At 67.9% G+C, this 23,437-nt stretch carries 29 protein-coding genes; 18 read left to right on the plus strand and 11 right to left on the minus strand.

Going from position 1 to position 23,437, the window contains the following annotated elements; translation table 11 throughout:
* Positions 1-20: 20 nt before the first annotated feature.
* The 14 genes from lptC to ACZ9YD_RS13770 all read left to right on the plus strand — a co-directional run bounded on the left by lptC (position 21) and on the right by ACZ9YD_RS13770 (position 11,705).
* Positions 21-560 carry an LPS export ABC transporter periplasmic protein LptC gene (gene lptC / locus ACZ9YD_RS13705; protein WP_465075822.1) on the plus strand — a complete coding sequence of 180 codons (540 nt, stop codon included), beginning with the start codon at positions 21-23 and terminating at the stop codon, positions 558-560.
* Positions 538-1,080 (plus strand): lipopolysaccharide transport periplasmic protein LptA, encoded by a 543-nt coding sequence (gene lptA / locus ACZ9YD_RS13710; protein ID WP_465075823.1) that lies wholly within the window; start codon positions 538-540, stop codon positions 1,078-1,080. Before lptC ends, lptA begins: the two co-directional genes overlap by 23 nt.
* The gene (lptB, locus tag ACZ9YD_RS13715; protein WP_465075824.1) at positions 1,080-1,799 is read left to right on the plus strand and encodes an LPS export ABC transporter ATP-binding protein; all 720 of its coding nucleotides are present in this window, start codon (positions 1,080-1,082) and stop codon (positions 1,797-1,799) included. The genes lptA and lptB overlap by 1 nt, the downstream gene beginning before the upstream one ends.
* A 36-nt stretch (positions 1,800-1,835) precedes the next feature.
* Entirely contained in the window at positions 1,836-3,302 is a 1,467-nt protein-coding gene (locus tag ACZ9YD_RS13720; protein WP_465075825.1) for an RNA polymerase factor sigma-54, read from the plus strand.
* A gap of 135 nt (positions 3,303-3,437) precedes the next feature.
* Entirely contained in the window at positions 3,438-3,764 is a 327-nt protein-coding gene (hpf, locus tag ACZ9YD_RS13725; RefSeq protein WP_465075826.1) for a ribosome hibernation-promoting factor, HPF/YfiA family, read from the plus strand.
* Positions 3,765-3,802: 38 nt separating this feature from the next.
* Positions 3,803-4,276 carry a PTS sugar transporter subunit IIA gene (locus ACZ9YD_RS13730; RefSeq protein WP_465075827.1) on the plus strand — a complete coding sequence of 158 codons (474 nt, stop codon included), beginning with the start codon at positions 3,803-3,805 and terminating at the stop codon, positions 4,274-4,276.
* Positions 4,273-5,232 (plus strand): HPr(Ser) kinase/phosphatase, encoded by a 960-nt coding sequence (gene hprK, locus ACZ9YD_RS13735; protein WP_465075828.1) that lies wholly within the window; start codon positions 4,273-4,275, stop codon positions 5,230-5,232. Before ACZ9YD_RS13730 ends, hprK begins: the two co-directional genes overlap by 4 nt.
* On the plus strand, positions 5,229-6,104 hold the full coding sequence (gene rapZ / locus ACZ9YD_RS13740; RefSeq protein WP_465075829.1) for an RNase adapter RapZ: 876 nt from the start codon (positions 5,229-5,231) through the stop codon (positions 6,102-6,104). The genes hprK and rapZ overlap by 4 nt, the downstream gene beginning before the upstream one ends.
* 92 nt (positions 6,105-6,196) lie before the next feature.
* Entirely contained in the window at positions 6,197-6,589 is a 393-nt protein-coding gene (locus tag ACZ9YD_RS13745; RefSeq protein WP_465075830.1) for a PTS sugar transporter subunit IIA, read from the plus strand.
* Positions 6,590-6,640: 51 nt separating this feature from the next.
* On the plus strand, positions 6,641-6,910 hold the full coding sequence (locus ACZ9YD_RS13750) for an HPr family phosphocarrier protein (protein ID WP_159679726.1): 270 nt from the start codon (positions 6,641-6,643) through the stop codon (positions 6,908-6,910).
* The gene (gene ptsP, locus ACZ9YD_RS13755) at positions 6,910-8,643 is read left to right on the plus strand and encodes a phosphoenolpyruvate--protein phosphotransferase (RefSeq protein ID WP_465075831.1); all 1,734 of its coding nucleotides are present in this window, start codon (positions 6,910-6,912) and stop codon (positions 8,641-8,643) included. The genes ACZ9YD_RS13750 and ptsP overlap by 1 nt, the downstream gene beginning before the upstream one ends.
* A 198-nt stretch (positions 8,644-8,841) precedes the next feature.
* The gene (gene mgtE, locus ACZ9YD_RS13760; RefSeq protein WP_310151014.1) at positions 8,842-10,203 is read left to right on the plus strand and encodes a magnesium transporter; all 1,362 of its coding nucleotides are present in this window, start codon (positions 8,842-8,844) and stop codon (positions 10,201-10,203) included.
* 10 nt (positions 10,204-10,213) lie between these two features.
* The gene (locus tag ACZ9YD_RS13765; RefSeq protein WP_465075832.1) at positions 10,214-10,855 is read left to right on the plus strand and encodes a DUF1294 domain-containing protein; all 642 of its coding nucleotides are present in this window, start codon (positions 10,214-10,216) and stop codon (positions 10,853-10,855) included.
* Between the two features lie 19 nt (positions 10,856-10,874).
* Positions 10,875-11,705 carry a carboxylesterase family protein gene (locus tag ACZ9YD_RS13770; RefSeq protein WP_465075833.1) on the plus strand — a complete coding sequence of 277 codons (831 nt, stop codon included), beginning with the start codon at positions 10,875-10,877 and terminating at the stop codon, positions 11,703-11,705.
* 15 nt (positions 11,706-11,720) lie between these two features.
* Here the strand turns inward: ACZ9YD_RS13770 and ACZ9YD_RS13775 are convergent, their stop codons facing one another.
* From ACZ9YD_RS13775 to ACZ9YD_RS13795, 5 genes are all read right to left on the minus strand, one after another.
* Positions 11,721-13,115, minus strand: a complete 1,395-nt coding sequence (locus tag ACZ9YD_RS13775; RefSeq protein ID WP_465075834.1) for an amino acid permease — start codon at positions 13,113-13,115, stop codon at positions 11,721-11,723.
* A 56-nt stretch (positions 13,116-13,171) separates the two neighbouring features.
* A complete protein-coding gene (locus ACZ9YD_RS13780; RefSeq protein ID WP_465075835.1) occupies positions 13,172-14,116 on the minus strand; it encodes an aspartate carbamoyltransferase catalytic subunit in 945 nt (314 codons plus the stop codon).
* 120 nt (positions 14,117-14,236) lie between these two features.
* On the minus strand, positions 14,237-14,707 hold the full coding sequence (gene ruvX / locus ACZ9YD_RS13785; RefSeq protein WP_465075837.1) for a Holliday junction resolvase RuvX: 471 nt from the start codon (positions 14,705-14,707) through the stop codon (positions 14,237-14,239).
* The gene (locus tag ACZ9YD_RS13790; RefSeq protein WP_465075838.1) at positions 14,704-15,258 is read right to left on the minus strand and encodes a YqgE/AlgH family protein; all 555 of its coding nucleotides are present in this window, start codon (positions 15,256-15,258) and stop codon (positions 14,704-14,706) included. The genes ruvX and ACZ9YD_RS13790 overlap by 4 nt, the downstream gene beginning before the upstream one ends.
* Positions 15,259-15,369: 111 nt before the next feature.
* On the minus strand, positions 15,370-15,825 hold the full coding sequence (locus ACZ9YD_RS13795) for an FKBP-type peptidyl-prolyl cis-trans isomerase (protein WP_465075839.1): 456 nt from the start codon (positions 15,823-15,825) through the stop codon (positions 15,370-15,372).
* Positions 15,826-15,934: 109 nt separating this feature from the next.
* Here ACZ9YD_RS13795 and ACZ9YD_RS13800 point away from each other — a divergent pair, with 109 nt between their 5' ends.
* The gene (locus tag ACZ9YD_RS13800) at positions 15,935-16,474 is read left to right on the plus strand and encodes a DNA-3-methyladenine glycosylase I (RefSeq protein ID WP_465076045.1); all 540 of its coding nucleotides are present in this window, start codon (positions 15,935-15,937) and stop codon (positions 16,472-16,474) included.
* A gap of 321 nt (positions 16,475-16,795) precedes the next feature.
* Here ACZ9YD_RS13800 and ACZ9YD_RS13805 read toward each other — a convergent pair whose 3' ends face one another.
* The 3 genes from ACZ9YD_RS13805 to ACZ9YD_RS13815 all read right to left on the minus strand — a co-directional run bounded on the left by ACZ9YD_RS13805 (position 16,796) and on the right by ACZ9YD_RS13815 (position 19,852).
* The gene (locus ACZ9YD_RS13805; RefSeq protein WP_465075840.1) at positions 16,796-17,422 is read right to left on the minus strand and encodes a superoxide dismutase; all 627 of its coding nucleotides are present in this window, start codon (positions 17,420-17,422) and stop codon (positions 16,796-16,798) included.
* A 190-nt stretch (positions 17,423-17,612) separates the two neighbouring features.
* Positions 17,613-18,743, minus strand: a complete 1,131-nt coding sequence (locus tag ACZ9YD_RS13810; protein WP_159679746.1) for a PilT/PilU family type 4a pilus ATPase — start codon at positions 18,741-18,743, stop codon at positions 17,613-17,615.
* A gap of 71 nt (positions 18,744-18,814) precedes the next feature.
* Entirely contained in the window at positions 18,815-19,852 is a 1,038-nt protein-coding gene (locus ACZ9YD_RS13815; protein ID WP_232137070.1) for a type IV pilus twitching motility protein PilT, read from the minus strand.
* 180 nt (positions 19,853-20,032) lie between these two features.
* Between ACZ9YD_RS13815 and ACZ9YD_RS13820 the strand changes: the two genes are divergently transcribed.
* From ACZ9YD_RS13820 to ACZ9YD_RS13830, 3 genes are read left to right on the plus strand one after another with little or no spacing between them, the layout of a single operon-like run.
* Positions 20,033-20,686 (plus strand): YggS family pyridoxal phosphate-dependent enzyme, encoded by a 654-nt coding sequence (locus tag ACZ9YD_RS13820; protein WP_465076046.1) that lies wholly within the window; start codon positions 20,033-20,035, stop codon positions 20,684-20,686.
* 56 nt (positions 20,687-20,742) lie between these two features.
* Positions 20,743-21,582 (plus strand): pyrroline-5-carboxylate reductase, encoded by an 840-nt coding sequence (gene proC / locus ACZ9YD_RS13825; RefSeq protein WP_465075841.1) that lies wholly within the window; start codon positions 20,743-20,745, stop codon positions 21,580-21,582.
* Positions 21,575-22,048 carry a DUF4426 domain-containing protein gene (locus ACZ9YD_RS13830; protein WP_465075842.1) on the plus strand — a complete coding sequence of 158 codons (474 nt, stop codon included), beginning with the start codon at positions 21,575-21,577 and terminating at the stop codon, positions 22,046-22,048. The genes proC and ACZ9YD_RS13830 overlap by 8 nt, the downstream gene beginning before the upstream one ends.
* Positions 22,049-22,072: 24 nt before the next feature.
* Here ACZ9YD_RS13830 and ACZ9YD_RS13835 read toward each other — a convergent pair whose 3' ends face one another.
* The 3 genes from ACZ9YD_RS13835 to ACZ9YD_RS13845 are packed head-to-tail and all read right to left on the minus strand — an operon-like array spanning position 22,073 to position 23,375.
* Positions 22,073-22,393, minus strand: a complete 321-nt coding sequence (locus tag ACZ9YD_RS13835; protein ID WP_465075843.1) for a DMT family transporter — start codon at positions 22,391-22,393, stop codon at positions 22,073-22,075.
* Positions 22,390-22,758, minus strand: a complete 369-nt coding sequence (locus ACZ9YD_RS13840; RefSeq protein ID WP_465075844.1) for a DMT family transporter — start codon at positions 22,756-22,758, stop codon at positions 22,390-22,392. The genes ACZ9YD_RS13835 and ACZ9YD_RS13840 overlap by 4 nt, the downstream gene beginning before the upstream one ends.
* Entirely contained in the window at positions 22,758-23,375 is a 618-nt protein-coding gene (locus ACZ9YD_RS13845) for an NAD(P)-dependent oxidoreductase (RefSeq protein WP_465075845.1), read from the minus strand. The genes ACZ9YD_RS13840 and ACZ9YD_RS13845 overlap by 1 nt, the downstream gene beginning before the upstream one ends.
* Positions 23,376-23,437 lie beyond the last annotated feature (62 nt).

The raw sequence follows: 23,437 nt of genomic DNA on the forward strand, positions 1-23,437 counted from the left end.
GGCGTCTGACCCTCACCGTCGTGCTGCTGCTCGGCGCGCTGCTCTCGGGCTGGTCTGCCTGGCGGCAGAAGGACACGATCATCACCGAGGACCCGGCCGACGGCCGTACCGATTACCTGCTGCGCGATTTCGATATCGTCGCGCTCGACAGCACGGGCCGCGAAGCGTTCTCGCTGCAGGCGCCCCAGATGCAGCAGACGCCTGGCGCGCGCACCCTGGAACTGGTCACCCCGCTGTTCCACGTCCCCGAAAAGGAAGGCGACGGTCGCTGGGAAATCCGCTCCAGTACCGGCTGGGTCTCCGAGAACAACGATGAAGTCCGCCTGCGCGGGGAGGTGACGGCCGACAGCCCAGAGGGCAGTCCGCGACCGACCCGGATGCGCACCGAGGCGATGAATGTCTTCCCGCAACGCAACCAGGCCACGTCCGATGCACTGGTCGACGTCGAACAGCCCGGTTCTACAATGCAGGGCACCGGCATGCGTGCCGACCTCGATTCGGGACGGATCGAGCTTCTTTCCAAGGTGAAATTCCGCAATGAACCGACTTCCCGCCGCTAGCCTGCTGCTGATCGCCGCATTCGCACTGCCCACCGCGGTGCTGGCGAAGGCATCGGATCGCAACCAGCCGCTCAATGTGGACGCTGGCTCCAGTGACTGCTCGGTCAGCGACGAGCAGCTCCCCTGCCTGCTGACCAGTGGCGTCACGATCACCCAGGGCACGCTCGAGATCCAGGCGACGCGCGCCGATCTGCGCCGCCGCAGCGGCGAGTTCCAGCAGGTGATCCTCAACGGCGGCCCGGTGAAGATGAAGCAGCAGATGGACGACGGCGGCTGGGTCGATGCGACCGCTGCCCAGGCCGACTACAACATGCAGAGCGACACGGTGGTGCTGACCGGCAACGCCGTGGTCAACCAGCCGGGCCAGGGCAAGATCGAGGGCCAGCGCATCGTCTACAACATGTCGACCGGGCGGGTACAGGGTGGCGGCGACGGCCAGGGTCGCGTGCGCATGCAGTTCCAGCCGCGCAACCAGACGCCGGCAGCGCAGCAGGCGCCCGCGGCGCAGGGCGGCGGCTGATGCTCGTCGCCGAAGGTCTGCGCAAGAGCTACAAGCAGCGCGAGGTCGTCAAGGAATTCGGGCTGACGCTCGAAGCCGGCGAGGTCGTCGGCCTGCTCGGCCCCAACGGCGCCGGCAAGACCACCTGCTTCTACATGATCGTCGGCCTGGTGCCGGCGGATGCGGGGCGGATCGTCCTCGACGGCCACGACATCACCGCCGAACCGATGTACACCCGCGCCAAGCGCGGCGTCGGCTACCTGCCGCAGGAACCCTCGGTGTTCCGTAAGCTCAGCGTCGCCGACAACATCATGCTGGTGCTGGAACTGCGCGAGGATCTCGACAAGGCCGGCCGCCAGAAAACGCTGGCCGATCTGATGGACGAGTTGCAGATCACCCACGTCGCCGACCAGGCCGGCGCCAGCCTGTCGGGCGGTGAACGACGCCGGGTCGAGATCGCCCGCGCGCTGGCCGCGAATCCGCGCATGATGCTGCTCGACGAACCCTTCGCCGGCGTCGACCCGATTTCGGTCGGCGAGATCCAGCGGATCGTCACCCATCTCAAGGAACGCGGGATCGGCGTGCTGATCACCGACCACAATGTCCGCGAGACCTTGGGGATCTGTGACCGGGCGTATATCCTCAGTGACGGCGGCGTGCTCGCGCAGGGGGCTCCGGAAGCATTGCTGGCCAATCCCGACGTGCGTCGTGTCTACCTGGGGGAATCCTTCCGTCTGTAGTCGGCGCGCGCATCCGGCCAGGGAGTTCCGGAGTCGATGAAGCCACGTCTGCAGACATCGCTGGGGCAACACCTCGTTCTGACGCCGCAATTGCGTCAGGCGTTGCATCTGCTCCAGCTGTCGTCCGTGGAGCTCGAAACCGAGATCACCACCGCGGTCGAGAGCAATCCGCTGCTCGACTGGGAAGAACCCGACGCCATCTCCGTGCAGCCGTTGTCCGAACGCGGCAGCACGCAGGATCAGGACGCCCGCCAGGATCACGACGACAGGAGCCGCGACGGCGACCGCAACAGTGATGCCGAGCCTGCCGCGGCGTGGGACGGCGATGACGGCTGGAACGAACGCGGCAGCGGCAGTGATCAGGGCCACGGCGACAACGACGGCGACGGCGATGCCGCCGACCGCATGATCCAGTCGGAAAGCCTGCAGGACCATCTGTCCTGGCAGCTGCACCTGAGCACGATGTCCGCGCGCGACCGCAACATCGGCGTCGCCCTGATCGACGCGATCGACGACGATGGCTACCTGCGCGAATCACTGGATGACATCGTCGCGGCACTGCTGCCGGAAACGCGCGCGACCGCCGGCGAAGTTGCTGCCGTGCTGTGCCGCGTCCAGCGCTTCGACCCGGTCGGCGTCGGCGCTCGCTCCCTGGGCGAATGCCTGCGCCTGCAACTCGAACCGCTGCACGTCGACACGCCGGGCCGTACGGTGGCGCTGCTGGCCGCGCGCGACCATATCGAACGTCTGCCCAAACTCGGCGCGCCGGGACTGGCGGATGCGCTGGGTTGCCCGCCCGAGGACGCCGCGACCGCACTGCAGCTGCTGCGAAGCCTCGACCCGCGCCCGGGTGCGCAGATCGGCAATGTGCCGCACGACAACTACGTGACCCCGGACTGCGTGATCGCGCGCCAGAACGGCGTGTGGCGCGTCACGCTCGCCGGTTCCCATTTTCCGCGGGTGACCATCCATCGCGGTTACGAGCAGATGATTCAGCACGCCGGCACCAGCGATGCCGGGTACCTCAAGGGACGCCTGCAGGAAGCGCGCTGGCTGTTGAAGAACATCGAAGCGCGCGGCGAGACACTACTCAAGGTCGTGCGCTGCCTCGTGCGGCAGCAGTCGGGATTCCTCGAGTTCGGCAAGCGCGCGCTGCGTCCACTCACACTTCGGGAAGTGGCCGAGGAAATCGGCATGCACGAATCCACCGTGTCGCGCGCGGTGGCGCGCAAATACGTACACACACCGCGCGGCACCCTGTCGTTGAAGGACTTCTTCGATTCCGGTGTCGGCACCGAGGGCGGCGGCGAGGCGTCGAGTACCGCGATCCAGCAGATGATCCGCAGCCTCGTCGACGCCGAGAACCCGCGCAAACCGTTGTCGGACGCGCGCCTGGCCGATCTGCTCAAGGCCGCCGGCGTGCCGGTCGCGCGCCGCACGGTGGCCAAATACCGCGAAGCGCTGCACATCGTCTCGTCGCACGAACGCGTTCGCATCGCCTGAACTTCCGCTTCTCTACGGTGGTCCCAGAGACGCGACGGACGGCGCTTGCACCGGGCCCCCGCCGCGCTACTCTGGACCCGATCGTTCGCGTCGATCGCGGACGGGTCCTTCCCGAACCGTTGAAGGAGGTTGCCGATGCATGTCGAGACCCATGGCCACCAGCTCGAGGTGACGCCCGCACTGCGAGACCACGTGGACACCAAGTTCCAGAAGCTCGCCAAGCACTTTGATCAGCCGCTGCACGTGCGCGTCCAGCTCAGTGTCGAGAAGCTGCTCCACAAGGCCGAGGCGACCGCCATCATCGCCGGCAAGACCTTCCACGCCGATGCGAGTGCGGCCGACATGTACGCCGCGATCGACCAGCTGACCGACAAGGTCGACCGCCTGCTGGTCAAGCATCGCAAAAAGATTGTCGACCATCACCGCGGCGAGAGCCCTGCACGCGACGGCACTTTCGGCTAGGCTGCGGCTCCCACGAATCGCCCCCGGGTCCGCGCGGCATGTCCTTTTCCGATCTGCTCTCGGCCGACCGCATCGTGATGCTGGTCGCACCTGATTCACGCGATGTCGTATTGGACACCGCCGCGCGGTTGCTCGCCGGCAACTCTCCGACGCTGACCCCGTTGCTCGGCCACGCACTGCGTGAGCGCGAGCAACTGGGCAGCACCGGAATCGGCCGCGGTGTCGCGATTCCGCACGCACGCAGCACCGCGTTCCGCGAACCGCGCGCTGCCTTCCTGCGGCTGTCGCATCCCATCGACTTCAACGCCACCGACGGCCAACCGGTGGATCTGGTGTTCGCGATGTGCGTGCCCGATCACCAGGTCGAGCAGCATCTGCAGACACTTGCCGGCCTGGTCGAACATTTCTCCAACGCCGACTTCCGCGACGAGCTGCGCGCCGCACGCGATCTCGCCAGACTTCGCAGTCTGCTGCTCGATTCCGCGCCGCTCGCCGACGCGGTTCGCGCGTGAACGCGAGCATCCAGGCGCAGGAGCTGTTTGCGCAGTTGCACGACCGGCTGGGACTGCGCTGGCTCGCCGGCCAACATGGCGGCCGCAAGGTACTCGAATCGATCGAAACCGTCGCGCGCCGGCCTTCGCTCGCCGGCTATCTCAACATCATCTATCCCAACAAGGTGCAGATTCTCGGCACCGAGGAACTGTCCTGGCTCGACGGGCTGGATTCGCGTCTGCGCTGGGAGACCATCGAACGCGTGATGCAGTATCGGCCGCTCGCGCTGGTTATCAGCAAGGATCAGCCCTGCCCCGAAGATCTGCGCGAGGCAGCTGAGGAATCACAGACGCCGCTATGGACCTCGCCCAACCGCGGCCATGAACTGCTGAACCTGCTTCAGTACCACCTCGCGCGCCAGCTGGCGCCGCGGATCACCCTGCATGGCGTCTTCATGGAGGTGTACTCGATCGGCGTGCTGATCACCGGCGAGTCCGGCTCGGGCAAGAGCGAGCTGGCGCTGGAACTGATCACGCGTGGCCATCGACTGGTGGCTGACGACGCGCCCGAGTTCACCCAGATCGCGCCGGACGTGCTCGACGGCACCTGTCCCGAACTGCTGCAGGATCTGCTGGAACTGCGCGGCCTGGGTGTGCTCAACATCCGCGAGATGTTCGGCGACACCGCCGTGAAGCGGAACAAGTATCTGCGTCTGATCATCCATCTGAGCCGGCCCAACGCCGACACGATGGCCGGCGATGGCGACGGCATGGTGCGTCTGACCGGTGATCTGGGCATGCGCCGGGTGCTCGATCTCGACGTGCCGCTGATCACCCTGCCGGTCATGCCCGGTCGCAACCTCGCGGTGCTCGCCGAGGCCGCCACGCGCATCCACATCCTGCGCACCAAGGGTCTCGACCCGGCCGCGGCCTTCCTCGCCCGGCATTCGCAATTCCTCGAGCGGGGCGCACCGTGAGCGATACGACGCCACCGCTGTTCTACGTCGTCAGCGGCCTGTCGGGCAGCGGCAAATCGGTCGCGCTGCGCACGTTCGAGGATCTGGATTTCTACTGCGTCGACAACCTGCCTGCGGGCATGCTCGCCGACTTCGTCGCCAACCTCACCCGCGCCGACGAACCGCCGCGGCGCCTGGCGGTCGGCATCGACGTGCGCAACCGCCACACCGATCTGTCGAAGGTGCCGGGCTGGCTGTCGGATGTGGGCGCGCTCGGTCTCGATCCGCGCCTGGTGTTCTTCGAGACCGGCAACGAAGTACTGCTGCGTCGGTTCGCCGACACCCGTCGACGCCATCCGCTGAGCCGGGTCGGCCTGTCGCTGGCCGATGCGATCGCGCTCGAACGCAATCTGCTGCGTCCGCTGCGCAGTCTTGCCGACACGGTCATCGACACCAGCGATCTCAACGTCCACCAGCTGCGCCGTCGCATCGTCACCGAACTGGATCTCGCCCAGGACCAGTCGGTCTCGCTGCTGTTCGAATCCTTCGCCTACCGGCGCGGCGTGCCGGCCGATGCGGATTTCGTATTCGACGCGCGCGCATTGCCGAACCCGCACTGGGATCCGCGACTGCGCCCGCTGTCGGGTCGCGATGCCGATGTGCGCACCTGGTTCGAAGATCAGGAGGACGTGGGCGAGTTCATCGCCCAGGTGTCGCAGTTCCTGGGCAACTGGCTCCCGAGGTTGCGCAGCGATACCCGCAGCTACGTGACCGTCGCCTTCGGCTGCAGTGGCGGTCGGCATCGCTCGGTGTATCTGGCCGAAACGCTGGCGCGGCATGCGCGCGAGCAGGGCTGGCGCGACGTCGCGACCTACCACCGCGAACTCGACTGACCGCCTGCTGCAACGCGGCTTCGACGCACGCGGATGCAATGTCGCGCGCACGACGCTTCCGGGCGATCCCCCTGCTCTGCTAACGTCCACGGATGGCCGTTGGCGTACTTCTATTGACCCACGAGGGAATCGGTTCCGCGATGCTGGCGGTGGCGACCCGTCTGATGCAGCAGCTTCCGCTGAAGACGGACGTGTTCGAGATGCCGTTCGACGCGGATCCGGAGGCGGCGCTCCCTCGTGCGAGCGCAGCGATGCGGCGTGTCGACGGCGGTGACGGCGTGCTGATCCTGACGGATCTGTACGGCGCCAGCCCGAGCAACGTCGCCGCGCAGCTGGCGCGACTGGGCACGCCGGCCCGGCGCGTGTCCGGCCTCAGTCTGCCGATGCTGTTGCGGGTCATGAACTATCCTGAGCAGGCGCTCGACGATCTGCCGGCCACCGCCGCGGCAGGTGCCCGCAACGGTGTCCTGCTCGACGATGCCTGAGTCGCACCGCCCCACCCTCTTTCTCCCGCGCTGTACCAGGACTGCTTCCCGATGATCGAACGCGAACTGCTCGTCGCCAACAAGCTCGGCCTGCACGCCCGTGCGACCGCCAAGCTGGTGCAGGTGCTGTCGGGGTTCCGCTGCAACGCCACGCTGGTCGCCAAGGGCCGAGAGGTCAACGCCAAGAGCATCATGGGCGTGATGTTGCTGGCTGCAGGGCACGGCACCCAGGTCGTGCTGCGACTCGACGGCGAGGACGAAGCCGCCGCGATGGAAGCTGCTGCCGCGTTGTTCGAGCGCAGGTTCGACGAGGAGGGCTGATGCGGCAGGGGCTCCACGGACAGGGTGCCTCCCGCGGCAGCGCGCTCGGTCGCGCACGCGTGCGCGAACCGCATGCCCTGGAAGTCGCCGAGGCGCGCGTCGCGCCCGGCGAGGCCGAAGCGGAACTGGCACGGCTGCATGCCGCGATCGAACAGGTGCGCGGCGAGATCCGCGCGATGCGCGACCAGTTGCACGGCGCGCTGGCACACGAGGTCGGCGAATTCCTCGACCTGCACACCTTGCTGCTCGAAGACCCGGAATTGCTGCAGGGCCTCGACGAACTCGTGCGTTCTGGCCTGTACGGCGCCGACTACGCGCTGCGCCTGCAGCGCGACCGGCTGGCCGCGGTGTTCGAGGGCATGGACGATGCCTACTTCCGCAGCCGCATCGAGGACATCGATCACGTCATCGGTCGCGTGCACGCAGCGCTGCACGACCACGAGGCGGAACTGCAGGGCGTCGCCGGCGAAATCCTGGTCACCGATGCGATCGCGCCGTCGGAGATCGGCCGCCTGCATGCGCAGGGCGTACTCGGCATCGTGACCTCGGGCGGCAGCATGCTGTCGCACACCGCGATTCTCGCCCGCAGCCTGCACCTGCCGCTGATCGTCAACGCACCGCAAGCGCTGGGTGCGATCAACGACGGCAATGTGCTGGCCATCGATGGCAGCACCGGCGAGATCGTCATCGAGCCCGGCGCGCACGATCTGCGCCTCTACCGGGCACGGCTGCGCGAGGAAAAGCGTGAGCGCAAGCAGCTGCGCCGTCTGCGCCGCGAGCCCAGCAAAACGCTCGACGGTGTCGACATCCGTCTGTACGCGAACGCCGAATCGCGTGAAGACGTGGCGGAAGCGCATGCGCTGGGCGCCGCCGGCATCGGCCTGTACCGCACCGAATTTCTGTTCCTGCAGGGCCGCGAGGTGCCGGACGAGGAGGCTCAGTTCCGTGCCTATCGCGACCTCGTGCTCGGCATGACCGGCCGCACGGTCACGATCCGCACGCTCGACATCGGCGCCGACAAGGCCGACAACAGCGGCCTCGCGCTGCGCAACGAACCCAATCCCGCGCTCGGCCTGCGCGGTGTGCGCCTGTCGATGGCGCGCACGGGTCTGCTGGAAACCCAGTTGCGTGCGATCGCGCGCGCCTCCGGCTACGGCCCGGTGCGGATCCTGGTGCCGATGGTCAGCGGCCGCGAGGAGGTGATCGCCGTGCGGCAGATGCTCACGCGCGTGCTGAAGGATCTGGCCCGCGAGGGTCAGGAGACCGCCGCGCAGATTCCGCTGGGCGCGATGATCGAGGTGCCGTCGGCGGCGATCGCGCTGCCGACCTTCGCCCGCGATCTCGATTTCATCTCGATCGGCACCAACGATCTCGTGCAGTACCTGCTCGCGGCCGACCGCAACAATGACGCACTCGGCGATCTGTATTCGCCGCTGCACCCGGCGGTGCTGCGACTCGTGCACAGCGTGGTGCGCGTCGCCCGTGCCCGTGGCATGCCGGCGTCCATCTGCGGCGAAATCGCCGGCGATGCCCGCTTCACGCCGCTGCTGCTCGCGCTCGGCATCGAAGAATTGAGCCTGCATCCCTCGCCGCTGCTCGAAGTGCGTCGCGCGATCCGCGCACTCGACCTCGGCCATCTGCGTGCACGTGCCCCTGCGCTGCTGCGCGCCCGCGACCGCGCCAGCATCGAGCGCTGGCTCGATGCGGTGCAGCCGGTGCACGGAACCGACTGAGTCCGCGCACGCGCCGCGGCAGCCTGCAGCCGCTGTTTCGTTAGTCCGCGCGTCCGTCGCAGATGCCGGCCGCATGAAGCTCACCTGCCCTTTGGCACACGGACGATGGCGTAAGACGTGCGCTTTCCCGGATAATGGCGGGATGCACATCTGACCCCTGTCGCGCCGAGACTGTCGCGACGCGCAACGGAGCTTTACATGGCCGAAGCCGTCCGCCCCGACAAGACCGCGCGCCAGCTGCGTCTGTTGTCCGATGCACTCGACAGCGGTCGACTCGGACCGGTACGCCGGCTGGTCAATACGCTGGCGCCTGCGGAGATCGGCAACCTCCTCGAGTCGCTGCCACACGACAAGCGCATGGTCGTGTGGGGTCTGGTCGATCCCGAAGACGACGGCGAGGTGCTGGTCCACGTCGGCGACGAGGTGCGTGAAAGCCTGATCGCGGACATGGATGCCGACGAGCTGGTCGCCGCGGTCGAGGATCTCGACATCGACGATCTGGCGGACCTCGTCGAAGACCTGCCCGACGCGGTGATCGACGAAGTGCTGCGGGCGATGGATCGCGAGAACCGCGAGCGTCTGGAGCAGGTGCTCTCGTATCCCGAGGACACCGCCGGCCGTCTGATGAACCCGGATGTGGTCACGGTACGTGCCGATACGACCGTCGACGTGGTACTGCGTTTCCTGCGCCTGCGCGGCGAACTGCCCGAGCACACCGATCATCTGTACGTCGTCAATCGCCGCCATCAACTGGCGGGTTGGGTCGCGCTGCAGGATCTGGTGACGCGCGAGCCGGGCACGCCGATCAACAAGCTGATCGACGACGAGCTCGATTCGATCCATGTCGGCGAATCCGCCGAACAGGTCGCACGCCAGTTCTCCGACAACGACTGGGTCTCGGCGCCGGTCGTCGACGACGGCAACATCCTCCTGGGCCGCATCACGGTCGATGACGTGATCGACATCATCCGCGAGCAGGCCGAGCACCAGGCGCTGTCCGCCGCCGGTCTCGACGAGGACGAGGATCTGTTCTCGCCGATCAAGCGAGCGGTACGCGGTCGCGTGGTGTGGCTGGGCATCAATCTGTGCACGGCGTTCCTGGCGGCATTCGTGATCGGCCGCTTCGAGGCGACGATCGAGCAGATCGTCGCGCTCGCGGTGCTGATGCCGATCGTCGCCGGCATCGGCGGCAACGCCGCGGTGCAGGTGCTGACCCTGATGGTGCGTGGCATCGCGCTGGGCCAGGTCGGCGCGAGCAACGCGCGCATCCTGCTCTGGAAGGAACTGCGCGTCGCGCTGATCAACGGCCTGCTGATCGGCAGTCTGGTCGGACTCGTGGCGCTGGTGTGGTTCCACGACTGGGTGCTGTCGCTGGTGATCTTCGCCGCGCTGGTGATCAACTTCTGCTCGGCCGCGCTGGCCGGCACCCTGCTGCCGCTGCTGCTCAAGCGGATGGGCGTCGATCCCGCTGTCGCCGGCACCGTCGTCGTCACCGCGGTGACCGACATCGTCGGCTTCTTCAGCTTCCTCGGCCTCGCCACCGCGATCATGCTGCGCTGAGACGACGACCATGCGCGCACGTGCCGGATTCGGTTGGATCGAACGCTGGGACGACACGCGCGGCTTCGGTTTCATCACGCCCGAAGACGTCGCTGCCGATGGACCGGATCGCCTGTTCTTCCATGTTCGCGATTTCGATCGCAGCAGCGCACGCCCGGACGCCGGCGCACGTGTGCGCTACACGCCGGAGCGGCAGGCCGACGGACGCTGGCGCGCGGTCCACGTCGCCGCAGTCGGCACCGCGCAGTCACCGCGCACGGCGCGCGCCACGTCGAAGCGCCGCGATGCGCGTGCATCGTCCGCACCGGCGGGCCGCATGCGCGGACTGCTGATCGCGATCGCCGCCTGGTGTGCGTTGCTCGGAACCGGGGTCGTGTCCGGACGCCTGCCGCACCTCGCACTCGCCGCGCTCGCCGGCCTCAACGTGCTGACCGCAGCTGCCTACGCACTCGACAAACACGCCGCGCGACACGGCCGCTGGCGCACGCCCGAGGCGCATCTGCATTTGCTCGAACTGCTCGGCGGCTGGCCCGCCGCAGGGTTCGCGCAGCAACTGCTGCGTCACAAACGCGCCAAACCGGCCTACCGTCAGGTGTTCGTCGCGATGGTCGTCCTTCATCTGCTGGCGCTGGGTCTGTGGACCTTCGCCTGATCCATTTCGGAGTGATCGCATGTCCAACATCTCCCATTCCAGTGCACGCCGCCGCCTGCTGTGCGGCCTGGCCCTCGCCGGCGGTGCCGCCGTGCTGTCGGGCTGCGTGAGCGCACTGCCTGCGTCGGGCCCGGCGCCAGGCCGCTTCGTGCGCCGCGAGCTCACCTCGAACGGCCGCCGCTACGCCTACCAGGTCTTCGTGCCGTCGGCGCAGCTGCCGCGTCCGCTGCCGGTGGTGCTGTTCCTGCACGGCTCGGGCGAGCGCGGCGACGACGGCGAGAAGCAGATCCACGCCGGACTCGGGCCATACGTGCGCGCTCACGCGGCGGATTTCACGGCACTGGTGGTGTTCCCGCAGTCGCCCGAAGGCGAATCCTGGGAAGGCGACACAGCGACGATGGCGCTGGCGACGCTCGATGCGGCGACCGCGGAATTCGACGGCGACCGCAGCCGCACCTCGCTGACCGGCATGTCGCGCGGCGGCTACGGCACGTGGTCGCTGGCGCTGCGCGAGCCGACACGCTTTGCCGCGCTGGTACCCGTGTGCGGCGGCATCACCCCGCCCGGCTCACGGCCCGATCTCGATGATCTGTTCGTCGAATCCACGCGCGCGGCCAACGATCCGTTCGCCGAGGCCGCGCGTCGCCTGCGCGATATTCCGGTCTGGATCTTCCACGGCGCACTCGATGACGTGGTGCTGCCGGAACAGTCGCGGCGCATGCACGCCGCGCTGCGCGATGCCGGTGCCGACGTGCGCTACACCGAGTTTCCAGACGCCAACCACAACAGCTGGGATGCGGCCTACCGCACCGAAGCATTGTGGCCCTGGCTGTTCGCGCAGAAGCGCTGAAACGGTTTTTGCGTGTCAGCCTGCGGGCGGTGTCCGCCGCAGGCGCTGCGCCAGTGCATTGAGGCCAGCGATGGCCAGCGTGAGTGCGGCCATCGACAGGAACTGCGCGCGGGTATCGGGTGAGGCGATCAGCATCGCGAAGATCACCGCGAGTACTGCCAGTGCAGCGAGCGTGGGCACCGGGAATGCGCACATGCGGAACGGCAGCGGTGCGTTCGCGCGGTCGGCGCGGCGACGCAGGATGTACTGCGACACCAGCGCCAGCGTCCACACCAGCAGGCAGGTCGCGCCGACGATGTTGAGCAGCACCGCCAACACGCGTTGCGGGAATGCGAGTTCCAGCGCGGCGGCGGCGAACCCGAAGGTCACGCTGGCGACGACGGCGGCGATCGGCACGTTGCGACGGTCGCTGCGACCGAGCACCGCCGGTGCATCGCCGCGACGACCCAGCGACCAGATCATCCGCGAGGCGCCATAGAGATTCGCGTTGAGCGCCGACAACAGCGCGATCACCGCCACCAGCGTGATCGCAGTCGCCGCGCCCGGAATGCGCGCAACCTGCAGCACGGCGGCGAACGGCGACGACAGCGCCGGGCTGTCCCACGGCACCACGGCGACGATCACCGCGATCGAGCCGAGATAGAACACGAGGATGCGCCACGCAACGGTGCGGATGGCACGCGCGAGGCTCTTCGCCGGATCGTTGGTTTCCGCCGCAGCGATCGCGACGATCTCGGTGCCGCCGAACGCGAACACCACCACAAGCAACGCTGCGCCGATACCGGCCCAGCCGCGCGGCGCGAAGCCGTCGGGGCCCAGCAGGTTCGACAGACCCGGCGATGCCACCGCCGGCAACCAGCCGGCGATCAGCGCGATGCCGATCGCGATGAAGGCGAGGATCGCGATGACCTTGAGGATCGCGAACCAGAATTCGAACTCTCCGAAATTGCGCACGCCCAGGAGATTGATCGCGGTGAACACCACCATGAAACACACCGCGAGACCGGGCACCGACAGCGACGGCCAGATCGAGGCGAGCAACCCCGCCGCGCCGACCGCTTCGGCGGCGATCACGATCACCACCTGCAGCCACCACAGCCAGCCGACCGTCGCACCGGCAACCGGGCCCATCGCATCGGCCGCGTACACCGAAAACGCGCCGCTGGCCGGCTTGGCCGCGGCCATCTCGCCGAGCGCATGCATCACCACGATCACCAGCGCGCCTGCGATCAGATAGGACACCAGCACCGCAGGGCCGGCGGTCTGGATGCCGACGCCGGAGCCGAGAAACAGGCCGGCGCCGATCGCGCTGCCCAGACCCATCATCACGAGCTGGCGCGGGGTCAGCGCGTGCGCGGGCGCGGCGGCGGCCTGCGCCGGCAGGGAAGCATCGGGATCGTTCGAGGACATCGTGTGGGCGCGGCCTGGGGACGCCGCACCATACCGGATTCGCGCCGGCGAAGCCCTCAGCCGAGCAGCGTTTCCAGCACTGCCATGCGTGCGGCGACGCCATTGGCGACCTGGCGCAGGATCAGCGATTGCGGACCATCGGCGACGTCGTCGTCGATTTCGACGCCACGGTTCATCGGCCCTGGATGCAGCACGACTGCATCACCCGCGGCGCGACGCAGGCGACGCGCGTCCAGACCGTAATCGCGGTGGTAGTCCTCGAGCGAATCGACCAGCCCTTCGGCCATGCGCTCGCGCTGCAGCCGCAGCATCATCACCGCGTCGACGCCTTCGAGCGCCGCGTCGAGGTCATGCGAGACCGTGCAGCCGGACAGCAACTCGGCATCGGGCAGCAACGAGGCCGGGCCGCAGACACGGATCTCGCCGGCGCCCAGCGTGCGCAGCGCATGCAGGTCGCTGCGCGCCACGCGCGAGTGCCGCACATCGCCGACGATGACGACCTTCAGGCCCGAAAAATTGGTGCCCTTGGCCTGGCGCAGGGTCAGCATGTCGAGCAGCCCCTGGGTGGGATGCGCGCTGCGGCCGTCGCCGGCATTGATGAGCGCGGTGTCCGGCGCGGCAGCAGATGCGAGCGCGGCGACCGCGCCATCATCCGAATGCCGCACGACGAAACCGCGGACGCCCATCGCCTCGATGTTGCGGAAGGTATCGAGCGCGGTCTCGCCCTTGGTCGTCGACGAGGTCGAGGCATCGAAGCCGAGCACGTCGGCGCCGAGGCGCTGGGTGGCGCGCTGGAAGCTCAGCCGCGTGCGCGTCGAGGGTTCGAAGAACAGCGTGCAGACCGCGATGCCGGCCAGGCGCGCGTTGACTTCGCCGGCGTCGGCCATCGCCTGCGCCCGGTCGAGCAGCGCTTCGAGCGTTGCGCGCGGCAGGCCATCGAGCGTCAGCAGATGGCGCAGGCGGCCAGTCGCATCGATCTGGGCATCGGGAGCAGAAGTCATCGCGGGGCACGTGCGGCGTCGGGAGTGCCATTGTCCCGCAGCGACGCGGATGCGGCGAGTGCCGGATGACGTCGTCTGGGAAATACGCCGCGCGGCTTCAGCGCGCCGCGGCGCGACGCTTCAGACAGGCACGCCGTCATCCGGCGACGCCAGCCAGCGTTCGACGATCACCGCGGCCGCGACGGCATCGAGCGCCGCGGCATCGCGACGCTTGCGGCGGCCTTCGGCGCGGTCGATCGCGAACCGCTGCGCTGCTTCGATCGAGCTGGCGCGTTCGTCCACCAGCACCACCGGCAGCCGATAGCGCGCGACCAGCTCGCGCGCGAACGCGTGGGCACGGGCGCGAGCCGGCTGATCGCCGCCTTCGAGCGTCATCGGATCGCCGACGATCATGCCGTCGGGCCGCCATTCTTTCTGCAGCCTGTCGACGCCCTGCCAGTCGATCTGGTCGCCGTGCACGTCGATGACCGCCAGCGCGCGTGCGCCGTGACCGAACGCACTGCCCACCGCCACACCGATCCGACGCGAGCCGACATCGAAGCCGAGCACCGTGCCATCGCGGCGGATCGCCGGCGTGGGCGTGTCGCTCATGCCCGGCCGCTGTGGCTGGCGATATGCATCATGTCGACGCCGATGCGCCCGGCAGCCGCCTGCCAGCGCGCGTCGAGCGGCGTCTCGAAAATCAGCTGCGCGTCCGACGGCACGGTCAGCCAACTGTGCTGGGTGAGTTCGCGTTCCAGCTGGCCCTTCCCCCAGCCGGCGCAACCCAGCGCGACAGTCGCGTGTTCCGGGCCGTCGCCGGCCGCCATCGCTTCGAGCACATCGCGTGAGGTGGTCACGTGCAGACCTTCGCTGATCGCCAGGCTTGAATCCCAGCCGCCTTCACCATCGTGCAGCACGAAGCCACGCTCCGGATGCACCGGGCCACCCGCCAACACTCGATGATCCCGCAGGCGCTCGTCACGCAGCAGGATATTCATCTGGTCGAGCAGATCGCCGAACGTGTATTCGGACGGACGGTTGATGACCACGCCCATCGCGCCATCACTGTCGTGCTGACAGATCAGCGCCACGGTTCGCGAGAAGTTGGGATCCTGTAGCGCGGGCAGCGCGACCAGCATGTGGTTGGCGAAGAACGACATGCCTGCATTCTAGCCAACCAGCCGTGCGAGGACCGGGCGGACGCCTTCGCATGCCCTCACCGGGACTGAACGGAGATCACGGTTCCCGCATCGCCTACAGGATGATGTCGACTAGAGCCCGAACTGGAGCTCGTCCGGCGTCGCAACCCGCACGGCGATCACTTCCACGTCCGCGCGCAACAGGCGTCCAGCGAGCGGGTTGTTGCCGTCGACGGTGATCTGCGCCTCATCCAGCGCGGTCACGATCACGTCCAGCGGTCCTTTCTCGGTCTGCGCACGCAATTTCTCGCCGACCGCAGGCGTGGCGCTGCCGTTGAACATCGTGCGCGGTAGGGTCTGCACGAGGCTGTCATGGCGGGGACCAAATCCGCGCTCGGGTGGAATGTCGACGGTGAAGCTTTCGCCGGCCTTCCTGCCTTCGAGGGCTTCTTCCAGCCCGACGATGATCGAGCCGTTGCCGTGCATGTAGACCAGCGGATCGTGGCCGCGGGTGGTGGTGATGCGCTGGCCGCTGTCATCGGACAGGGTGAAGTGCACGGTGGCAACGCGGCGGTGGGCGATTTCCATCGACGGATCCGGCAAGGGCGACGGCGCATGGTGCCGTGCGGTGCGTGAAAGCCGCAACCGGGGGTCGCACCGGATGGCGGCACCCGCCCGCGCGCCCTATGCTGCGTGGATGAGCGGCTATTGCGACATCGCCCCAGGCCATCCGGTCCACGGCCCTTATCACGACACCGAGTACGGCTTTCCGCAGCGCGAGGAGTCGGTGCTGTTCGAACGCCTGCTGCTGGAGATCAACCAGGCCGGACTGAGCTGGGAAACCATCCTGCGCAAGCGCGACGGATTCCGCGCGGCGTATGACAGCTTCGATGTCGACAGGGTCGCCGCCTACGGCGAGGCCGATCGCGCGCGCCTGCTTGGTGACGCCTCGATCATCCGCAACCGGCTCAAGGTCGACGCCGCGATCCACAACGCGCAGGTCATCCAGGGCCTGCGCGAGAGCCACGGCGGCTTCGTCGAGTGGCTGGACGCGCATGCGATCGAGGACGGCGCGCCGCGCGACAAGGCCTCGTGGGTCAAGCTGTTCAAGAAGACGTTCCGCTTCACCGGCGGCGAGATCACCGGCGAATTCCTGATGAGCCTGGGCTACCTGCCGGGCGCGCATCGACCGGATTGCCCGGTGATGCGGGATATCGCGAAGGCGAAGCGCGGATAGCGCCCTCTCGCGTTTGCGACTGATGCGATTCGTGTCAGCTGGCGGGCAGCGAGCACCTCTCCCTTCGGGAGAGAGCCTGCCCCGGACCTGATCCGGGGTCGACGCGCCCGGCGCGTCGAGTGAGGGTTTGGGTCCACAGGCAAGTGCCCAAGAGCGCCCTCATCCGCCCTCCGGGCACCTTCCCCCAAAGGGAGAAGGAAACTGATCCTGGCGAGCGTCTTGCGATCACGCACACCGGCAAAGAAATCGCCCGCAACGAATACCCCACAGCATTCCGGCCGCTTGCGCGGCCGGAACGGGATTGCATCAGGGCGCGAAATCTCAGCCCTTGATCGCTTCCTGGTAGCGACGCTCGACTTCGTTCCAGTCGACGACGTTGTAGAACGCGGCGATGTAGTCGGGGCGACGGTTCTGGTAGTTCAGGTAGTACGCGTGCTCCCAGACGTCGAGGCCGAGGATCGGGGTGTTGCCCGAGCCGATGCCCTTCATCAGGGGGTTGTCCTGGTTGGCGCTGCTTTCGACCTTCAGCACGCCGGACTTGTCGACCGACAGCCAGGCCCAGCCGCTGCCGAAGCGCGTCAGGGCTGCCTTGGTGAAGGCTTCCTTGAACGCATCGAAGCCGCCGAGGTCGCTGTCGATGTGCTTGGCGACGTCGCCGACCGGATTGCCGCCGCCCTTGGGCGACATCACCGTCCAGAACAGCGAATGGTTGGCGTGGCCACCGGCGTTGTTGCGCAGCGGGCCGCGCTTGTCTTCCGGCAGCGCATCGAGATCGGCGATGAGTTCTTCAGCCGACGTGTCCGCCCACTGCGTACCTTCCAGCGCGGCGTTGGCGTTGTTGATGTAGGTCTGGTGATGCTTGGTGTGATGGATTTCCATCGTCTTGGCATCGATGTGCGGTTCGAGCGCGTCGTACGCGTAGCCCAGCTCGGGGAGGGTGTAGGCCATCAGCGATCTCCTTCGTGAATGAATGCGCCTCATTGTCCCCCGGACGGGGTCAAATTGGCGACAAGGCAGCGTCACGATAGCGCTGCGGCGTGACGGTCTGTGGCAACACAGCGTTGCGGTCACCCGCAAAAAGCAGAACGCCCCGCAGGTGCGGGGCGTCTGTCGAGGCGTTCGCGATGGATGCGGACGGTCAGCGGACCTCGGCCACCTCGACGCCATCGAGACCCTGCGACAGCGTGCGCGCGTCGCCGCCCTGGGCGAGCTTGATGCGCAGACGCACCTCGTTCGCGGAGTCGGCGTAGCGCAGCGCGTCCTCGTAGGAGATCTCGCCGGCCTGGTAGAGCTCGAACAGCGCCTGGTCGAAGGTCTTCATGCCCAGGTTGGTCGATTCCTTCATGACCTCCTTGAGCTTGTGGATCTCGCCTTCGCGGATGTAGTCCTGCACCAGCGGCGTGCCGAGCATGATCTCCATCGCGACGCGCCGGCCCTTGCCGTCGGGCGTCGGGATCAGCTGCTGCGCGACCACGCCCTTGAGGTTCAGCGACAGGTCCATCAGCAGCTGGTTGCGGCGGTCTTCGGGGAAGAAGTTGATGATGCGGTCCATCGCCTGGTTGGCGTTGTTCGCATGCAGCGTGCACAGCACCAGATGGCCGGTCTCGGCGAAGGCGATCGCATGATCCATGCCTTCGCGCGTGCGCACCTCGCCGATCATGATCACGTCCGGCGCCTGGCGCAGCGTGTTCTTCAGCGCGGCGTCCCAGCTGTCGGTGTCGATACCGACTTCGCGCTGGGTGATGATGCAGCCGGCGTGCTTGTGCACGAATTCGATCGGGTCCTCGATCGTGATGATGTGGCCGGTCGAGTTCTGGTTGCGGTAGCCGATCATCGCCGCCAGCGACGTCGATTTACCCGTACCGGTTGCGCCGACGAAGATCACGATGCCGCGCTTGGTCATCGCCAGCGTCTTGATGATCGGCGGCAGGTTGAGCTCTTCCACGCTCGGGATGTGCGTCTCGATCCGGCGCAGCACCATGCCGACCTGGTTGCGCTGGTAGAAGCACGAGATGCGGAACCGGCCGACGCCGGAGACGCCGATCGCGAAGTTGCACTCGTGGGTCTTCTCGAACTCCTCGCGCTGCGGCGGGGTCATCACGTTGAGCACCAGATCGCGCGCCTGCTGCGGCGTCAGCGGGTTCTGGGTGATCGGCGAGATCTTGCCGTGCACCTTGATCGACGGCGGCATGCCGGCGGTGATGAACAGATCCGAGGCCTTCTGATGGGCCATCAGCTTGAGGAACGAGGTGAAGTCGATGCTGCTCATGACGATCCTCCGGGATCCCGTCTCGCGCCGCGGCCGGATGCGGCCGGCGGCGTATCAGTGTGCGTGTCCGATCACTCGAACAGACGCTTGTCCTTGGCGTATTCCTTCGCGGCCGGACGCGTGATCAGGCCGCGCTTGACCAGATCCTGCAGGTGCTGGTCGAGCGTCTGCATGCCGTACTGCTGGCCGGTCTGGATGGCCGAATACATCTGCGCGACCTTGTCCTCGCGGATCAGGTTCCGGATCGCCGGGATGCCGGTCATGATTTCCCAGGCCGCAGTACGGCCCCCACCGACCTTCTTCAGCAGTGACTGCGAAATCACCGCACGCAGCGATTCCGACAGCATCGAGCGCACCATCGGCTTCTCGCCGGACGGGAACACGTCGATGATGCGGTCGATGGTCTTGGCCGCGCTGGAGGTGTGCAGCGTGCCGAACACGAGATGGCCGGTTTCCGCGGCGGTCAGCGCCAGGCGGATGGTTTCCAGATCGCGCAACTCGCCGACCAGGATGTAGTCGGGGTCTTCGCGCAGCGCCGAGCGCAGCGCCTCGTTGAAGCCGTGCGTATCGCGATGCACTTCGCGCTGGTTGATCAGGCACTTCTGCGAGGTGTGCACGAATTCGATCGGATCCTCGACCGAGAGGATGTGCGCGTATTCGTTCTTGTTGATGTGGTCGATCATCGCCGCGAGCGTGGTCGACTTGCCCGAACCGGTCGGGCCGGTCACCAGGATCAGACCCTGCGGCTGGTCGATCAGCTGGCGGAAGATCGGCGGACAGTTCAGGTCTTCGAGTGTCAGCACTTCCGACGGAATCGTCCGGAACACCGCACCGGCGCCGCGGTTCTGGTTGAACGCATTGACGCGGAAGCGGGCCAGACCCGGAATCTCGAACGAGAAGTCGACTTCGAGGAACTCTTCGAAGTCGCGACGCTGCTTGTCCGACATGATGTCGTAGATCAGCGCGTGCACCTGCTTGTGCTCGAGCGCGGGGATGTTGATGCGGCGCACGTCACCGTCGACGCGGATCATCGGCGGCAACCCTGCGGACAGATGCAGGTCCGACGCCTTGTTCTTGACCGAGAACGCCAACAGTTCGGCGATATCCATGCAACACCCCTTGATGATGATCCGCACAGGGCGCGCTACGAGCCTTCCCGGCTGGCGCCTCCCTGTCCCCGGCGGCAGTATAGACCGGTAATCCACGCATAAAACCAGCCCGTACACCCCCAACCGGATGCCCGATTCCCCGTGACCTCACACTCTGCCAGCGCCGCGCTCGACGCCGTGATGTCGCGTCTCCACAACGCGGCCACCGCCGCCGCGCGGCCAGGTCCGCCGCGCCTGCTGGCGGTCGGCAAACTGCACCCCGCCGATGCCATCGCCGCGCTCGCCGCCGCGGGCCAGCGCGCGTTCGGCGAGAACTACGTGCAGGAAGCGGCGGGCAAGATCGAAGCGCTGGCCGGGCTGGGGCTCGAATGGCATCTGATCGGCCATCTCCAGTCGAACAAGGCGAAGCAGGCCGCCGAGCTGTTCGACTGGGTGCAGACTGTCGACCGGATGAAACTGGTCGATGCCCTGGCCACGCACCGCCCGGCCGCACGCGGTGCGCTGAACGTGCTGGTGCAGGTCAACATCGACGACGAGTCGAGCAAGCACGGCTGCGTGCCGTCCGAAGTGCCGGCGCTGGTCGCGGCAATCCGCACGGCGCCAAACCTGCGGTTGCGCGGGCTGATGGCGATCCCTGCCCCGCATGCCGAACCCGAACGCCGCCGCGATGCCTTCGCGCGCATGCGACGGCTGTTCGACACCGTGGCCGGGCAGGACCCGGGCATCGACACGCTGTCGATGGGCATGAGCGACGACCTGGAGCTGGCGGTTGCCGAGGGCGCGACGATGGTGCGCGTCGGCTCGGCATTGTTCGGCGCGCGACCGACGCACTGATCCGGCGGGTACGGACGGTCGGCTACCATCGATGCGTTCCCGACATCGAGGCTGCAATGACCCATACCCACGACATCCTCTCCGCGCCCATCGTGTTCATCGGCGGCGGCAATATGGCGCGCAGCCTGATCGGCGGACTGGTCGCACGCGGTGGCGATGCCGCATCGGTCCGCGTGGTCGATCCGAATGCCGACAGCCGCGATGCGCTGGCCCGCGATTTCGGTGTGCGCGTGTATCCCGACGCGACCCAGGCCGTCGATGGCGCCGCGACCTGGGTGCTCGCCACCAAGCCGCAGGTGCTGCGCGGGGTCTGCGAATCGCTGGCCGAGGTGGCCCAGGCCACACAGCCGCTGGTGCTGTCGATCGCCGCGGGCATCACGGCGACCCAGCTCGACCGCTGGCTTGGCGGCGATGTGCCGGTGGTGCGCACCATGCCCAACACCCCCTCCCTGCTCGGCGCCGGCGTGACTGGCCTGTACGCGAACGCACGCGTCGACGCTGATGGCCGCGCACGCGCGCAGGCGCTGCTGGAGAGCGCGGGCGAGACGGTGTGGATCGACGACGAAGCGCGGATGGACGCGGTCACTGCGGTGTCCGGCAGCGGCCCGGCCTACATTTTTCTGCTCGCCGAAGCGATGGAAGAGGCCGCGATCGCGCAAGGCCTGCCGGCGAAGGACGCACGCACGCTGGTGCTGCAGACCGTGCTGGGCGCGGCGCGCATGCTGGTCGAATCCGACGAGGCGCCGGCGGAACTGCGTCGTCGCGTCACCTCGCCAGGCGGCACGACCCAGGCGGCAATCGAGACCTTCGAAGCCGGTGGGCTGCGCACGCTGGTCGGCGAGGCAATCGCCAACGCCGCTCGGCGCGGCGGCGAACTGTCGGCCGCCAATGACTGAGATCGCACGCGCGCTGTGCCTCGCCGGATTCGCGTTGCTCGCGACCGCGTGCGGGCAGGCGCCGTCCGAAGACGCGGGCGCACAGACCGCCGCGCAGAACGCCGCGATGCCCGCGCAGACGATGCTCGGCGATGCCGAAGTGATGGCCAGCGTGGTGCCGGCCGCGCATATGGGCGCCGCGGTCGCGCGGCGGTATGCGATCGAGCCGGCGCGCGACCGGGCACTGGTGCTGGTCAGCGTGCAGCGCGGCGATGTGTCGGTGCCGGTGCAGATCACCGGCGATGCGCGCGATCTGCGCGGCGTGCGTCAGACGCTGGCGTTCGATTCGGTGGATCTCGATGGCCGGGTCGAACACGTGGCCGTTGCGCGCGTCAGCGGGCCGGACACGCTGCGTCTCGACTTGCAGATCACCGCCGAGGACGGCGCGCGCACCACCCTGCGCTTCAACCGCGACATCCCCCGCTGACGACACGCGCTCAGCCGAGCAACTTCAGCCGATCAGCTTGAGCCCGACCACCGCCGCCAGCACCAGTGCGACGAAGAACAGCCGCAGCGGCCGCGCCGATTCGCCGTAGCGCAGGATGCCGACGACCACCGCGCCCACCGTGCCGATGCCGACCCACACCGCGTACGCGATCGCGATCGACATGCCGCTCTTGAGGCCGAGCGACAGCAGTCCGAAGCTCACGCCGAAACACAGGACCAGTCGTGCATAGGCGAGCGCACTCGGCCGCTGCTTGATCGCGTTCATCGCGACCACGCCGGCCACTTCCGCCAGGCCGGCCGCGAACACGAACAGCCAGCCGCTCATGGCGTGTTCTCCACGTCGGGCGCCGGCGCGAGCGGTGTCACCAGCTTCAGACCGGCGACGCCGATGATCAGCAATGCGATCAGCGCGATCTTCGCCGGCTGCACCGGCTCACCGAACCACACGGTCTCGGCGATCACCGACGCCGCCGCGCCGAGGCCGCAGAACACGGCGTAGACCGAACCGACCGGCAGAAAGCGGATCGCGCGCATCAGCAACGCGAAATTCACCGCGATCGCGCCGATCGTCAGCGCCCAGCCCAGCGGCGTGGTCGCGGCCTTGAGCCCGACCACCCAGACCGTCTCGATCAGACCGCCGGCGAACACCAGCGCCCAGTAGCGGCCGGTCCCGCGTCCCGCCGTCACCATCAGTACGCCACGCTGAAACGCTCGCGCACGTGGGCGGGATGTTCGATCTCGTCGGCGAAGGCGATCGCATAGTCCTCCATCGAGACCGCACTGTTGCCGTCCGCGTCGACCAGCAGGGCATCGCCGCCGGTGCGGAACGCGCCGGTGCGGGTGCCGGGTTCGAACACCGCGCCGGGCGAGACGAACGTCCAGTCGATGTCGTCGGCGCCGCGCAGCGTGTCGAGGAAACTGCGGCCCGCGCCGGCTTCTGCCTTGTAGCTATCCGGGAATTGCGGCGTATCGATCAGCGCCACACCCGGCGCGACTTCCAGACTGCCGGCGCCGCCGACGACCAGCAGGCGACGCACGCCGGCCTGGCGCACGGCATCGAGCAGCACGTCGGCGGTCGGGCCGCCATCGAAGCGCGTCGCGCTGACCACGACATCGTGGCCCTGCAGCAGCGGCGCGATGGCATCGGCGCGCGAGGCGTCGGCCGATTGCAGGGTCAGCCCGGCCTGGGCCTGGGTGTCGGACGTGTTGCGGGCGATGCCGGTAACGCGATGGCCGCGCGCCAGCAGTTCGCTGGCGATACGCGAGCCCGCGCGTCCGGTGATGCCGAGAAGGGCGATGCGCTGCATGGGACTGCACCTGCGGTGTGGGGAGGCGCCATGCTAGGCGCCGCGCCCGGTGCGCGGGGCGA

Source organism: Luteimonas sp. AC640a (assembly GCF_979256585.1).

Bases quoted from the DNA above. Each gene is read 5' to 3' on its own strand.
- proC (WP_465075841.1), top strand. From the start codon at position 20,743: ATGACCCATACCCACGACATCCTCTCCGCGCCCATCGTGTTCATCGGC.
- ruvX (WP_465075837.1), bottom strand. From the start codon at position 14,707: ATGAGCGACACGCCCACGCCGGCGATCCGCCGCGATGGCACGGTGCTC.
- ACZ9YD_RS13810 (WP_159679746.1), bottom strand. From the start codon at position 18,743: ATGAGCAGCATCGACTTCACCTCGTTCCTCAAGCTGATGGCCCATCAG.
- ACZ9YD_RS13840 (WP_465075844.1), bottom strand. From the start codon at position 22,758: ATGGTGACGGCGGGACGCGGGACCGGCCGCTACTGGGCGCTGGTGTTC.
- ACZ9YD_RS13815 (WP_232137070.1), bottom strand. From the start codon at position 19,852: ATGGATATCGCCGAACTGTTGGCGTTCTCGGTCAAGAACAAGGCGTCG.
- mgtE (WP_310151014.1), top strand. From the start codon at position 8,842: ATGGCCGAAGCCGTCCGCCCCGACAAGACCGCGCGCCAGCTGCGTCTG.
- ACZ9YD_RS13745 (WP_465075830.1), top strand. From the start codon at position 6,197: ATGGCCGTTGGCGTACTTCTATTGACCCACGAGGGAATCGGTTCCGCG.
- ACZ9YD_RS13845 (WP_465075845.1), bottom strand. From the start codon at position 23,375: ATGCAGCGCATCGCCCTTCTCGGCATCACCGGACGCGCGGGCTCGCGT.
- ACZ9YD_RS13780 (WP_465075835.1), bottom strand. From the start codon at position 14,116: ATGACTTCTGCTCCCGATGCCCAGATCGATGCGACTGGCCGCCTGCGC.
- ACZ9YD_RS13830 (WP_465075842.1), top strand. From the start codon at position 21,575: ATGACTGAGATCGCACGCGCGCTGTGCCTCGCCGGATTCGCGTTGCTC.
- ACZ9YD_RS13805 (WP_465075840.1), bottom strand. From the start codon at position 17,422: ATGGCCTACACCCTCCCCGAGCTGGGCTACGCGTACGACGCGCTCGAA.
- hpf (WP_465075826.1), top strand. From the start codon at position 3,438: ATGCATGTCGAGACCCATGGCCACCAGCTCGAGGTGACGCCCGCACTG.
- ptsP (WP_465075831.1), top strand. From the start codon at position 6,910: ATGCGGCAGGGGCTCCACGGACAGGGTGCCTCCCGCGGCAGCGCGCTC.
- ACZ9YD_RS13720 (WP_465075825.1), top strand. From the start codon at position 1,836: ATGAAGCCACGTCTGCAGACATCGCTGGGGCAACACCTCGTTCTGACG.
- ACZ9YD_RS13775 (WP_465075834.1), bottom strand. From the start codon at position 13,115: ATGTCCTCGAACGATCCCGATGCTTCCCTGCCGGCGCAGGCCGCCGCC.
- ACZ9YD_RS13795 (WP_465075839.1), bottom strand. From the start codon at position 15,825: ATGGAAATCGCCCACCGCCGCGTTGCCACCGTGCACTTCACCCTGTCC.
- ACZ9YD_RS13820 (WP_465076046.1), top strand. From the start codon at position 20,033: ATGTCGCGTCTCCACAACGCGGCCACCGCCGCCGCGCGGCCAGGTCCG.
- ACZ9YD_RS13750 (WP_159679726.1), top strand. From the start codon at position 6,641: ATGATCGAACGCGAACTGCTCGTCGCCAACAAGCTCGGCCTGCACGCC.
- lptA (WP_465075823.1), top strand. From the start codon at position 538: ATGAACCGACTTCCCGCCGCTAGCCTGCTGCTGATCGCCGCATTCGCA.
- lptB (WP_465075824.1), top strand. From the start codon at position 1,080: ATGCTCGTCGCCGAAGGTCTGCGCAAGAGCTACAAGCAGCGCGAGGTC.
- ACZ9YD_RS13770 (WP_465075833.1), top strand. From the start codon at position 10,875: ATGTCCAACATCTCCCATTCCAGTGCACGCCGCCGCCTGCTGTGCGGC.
- ACZ9YD_RS13730 (WP_465075827.1), top strand. From the start codon at position 3,803: ATGTCCTTTTCCGATCTGCTCTCGGCCGACCGCATCGTGATGCTGGTC.
- ACZ9YD_RS13800 (WP_465076045.1), top strand. From the start codon at position 15,935: ATGAGCGGCTATTGCGACATCGCCCCAGGCCATCCGGTCCACGGCCCT.
- ACZ9YD_RS13765 (WP_465075832.1), top strand. From the start codon at position 10,214: ATGCGCGCACGTGCCGGATTCGGTTGGATCGAACGCTGGGACGACACG.
- ACZ9YD_RS13790 (WP_465075838.1), bottom strand. From the start codon at position 15,258: ATGTCGTTCTTCGCCAACCACATGCTGGTCGCGCTGCCCGCGCTACAG.
- ACZ9YD_RS13835 (WP_465075843.1), bottom strand. From the start codon at position 22,393: ATGAGCGGCTGGCTGTTCGTGTTCGCGGCCGGCCTGGCGGAAGTGGCC.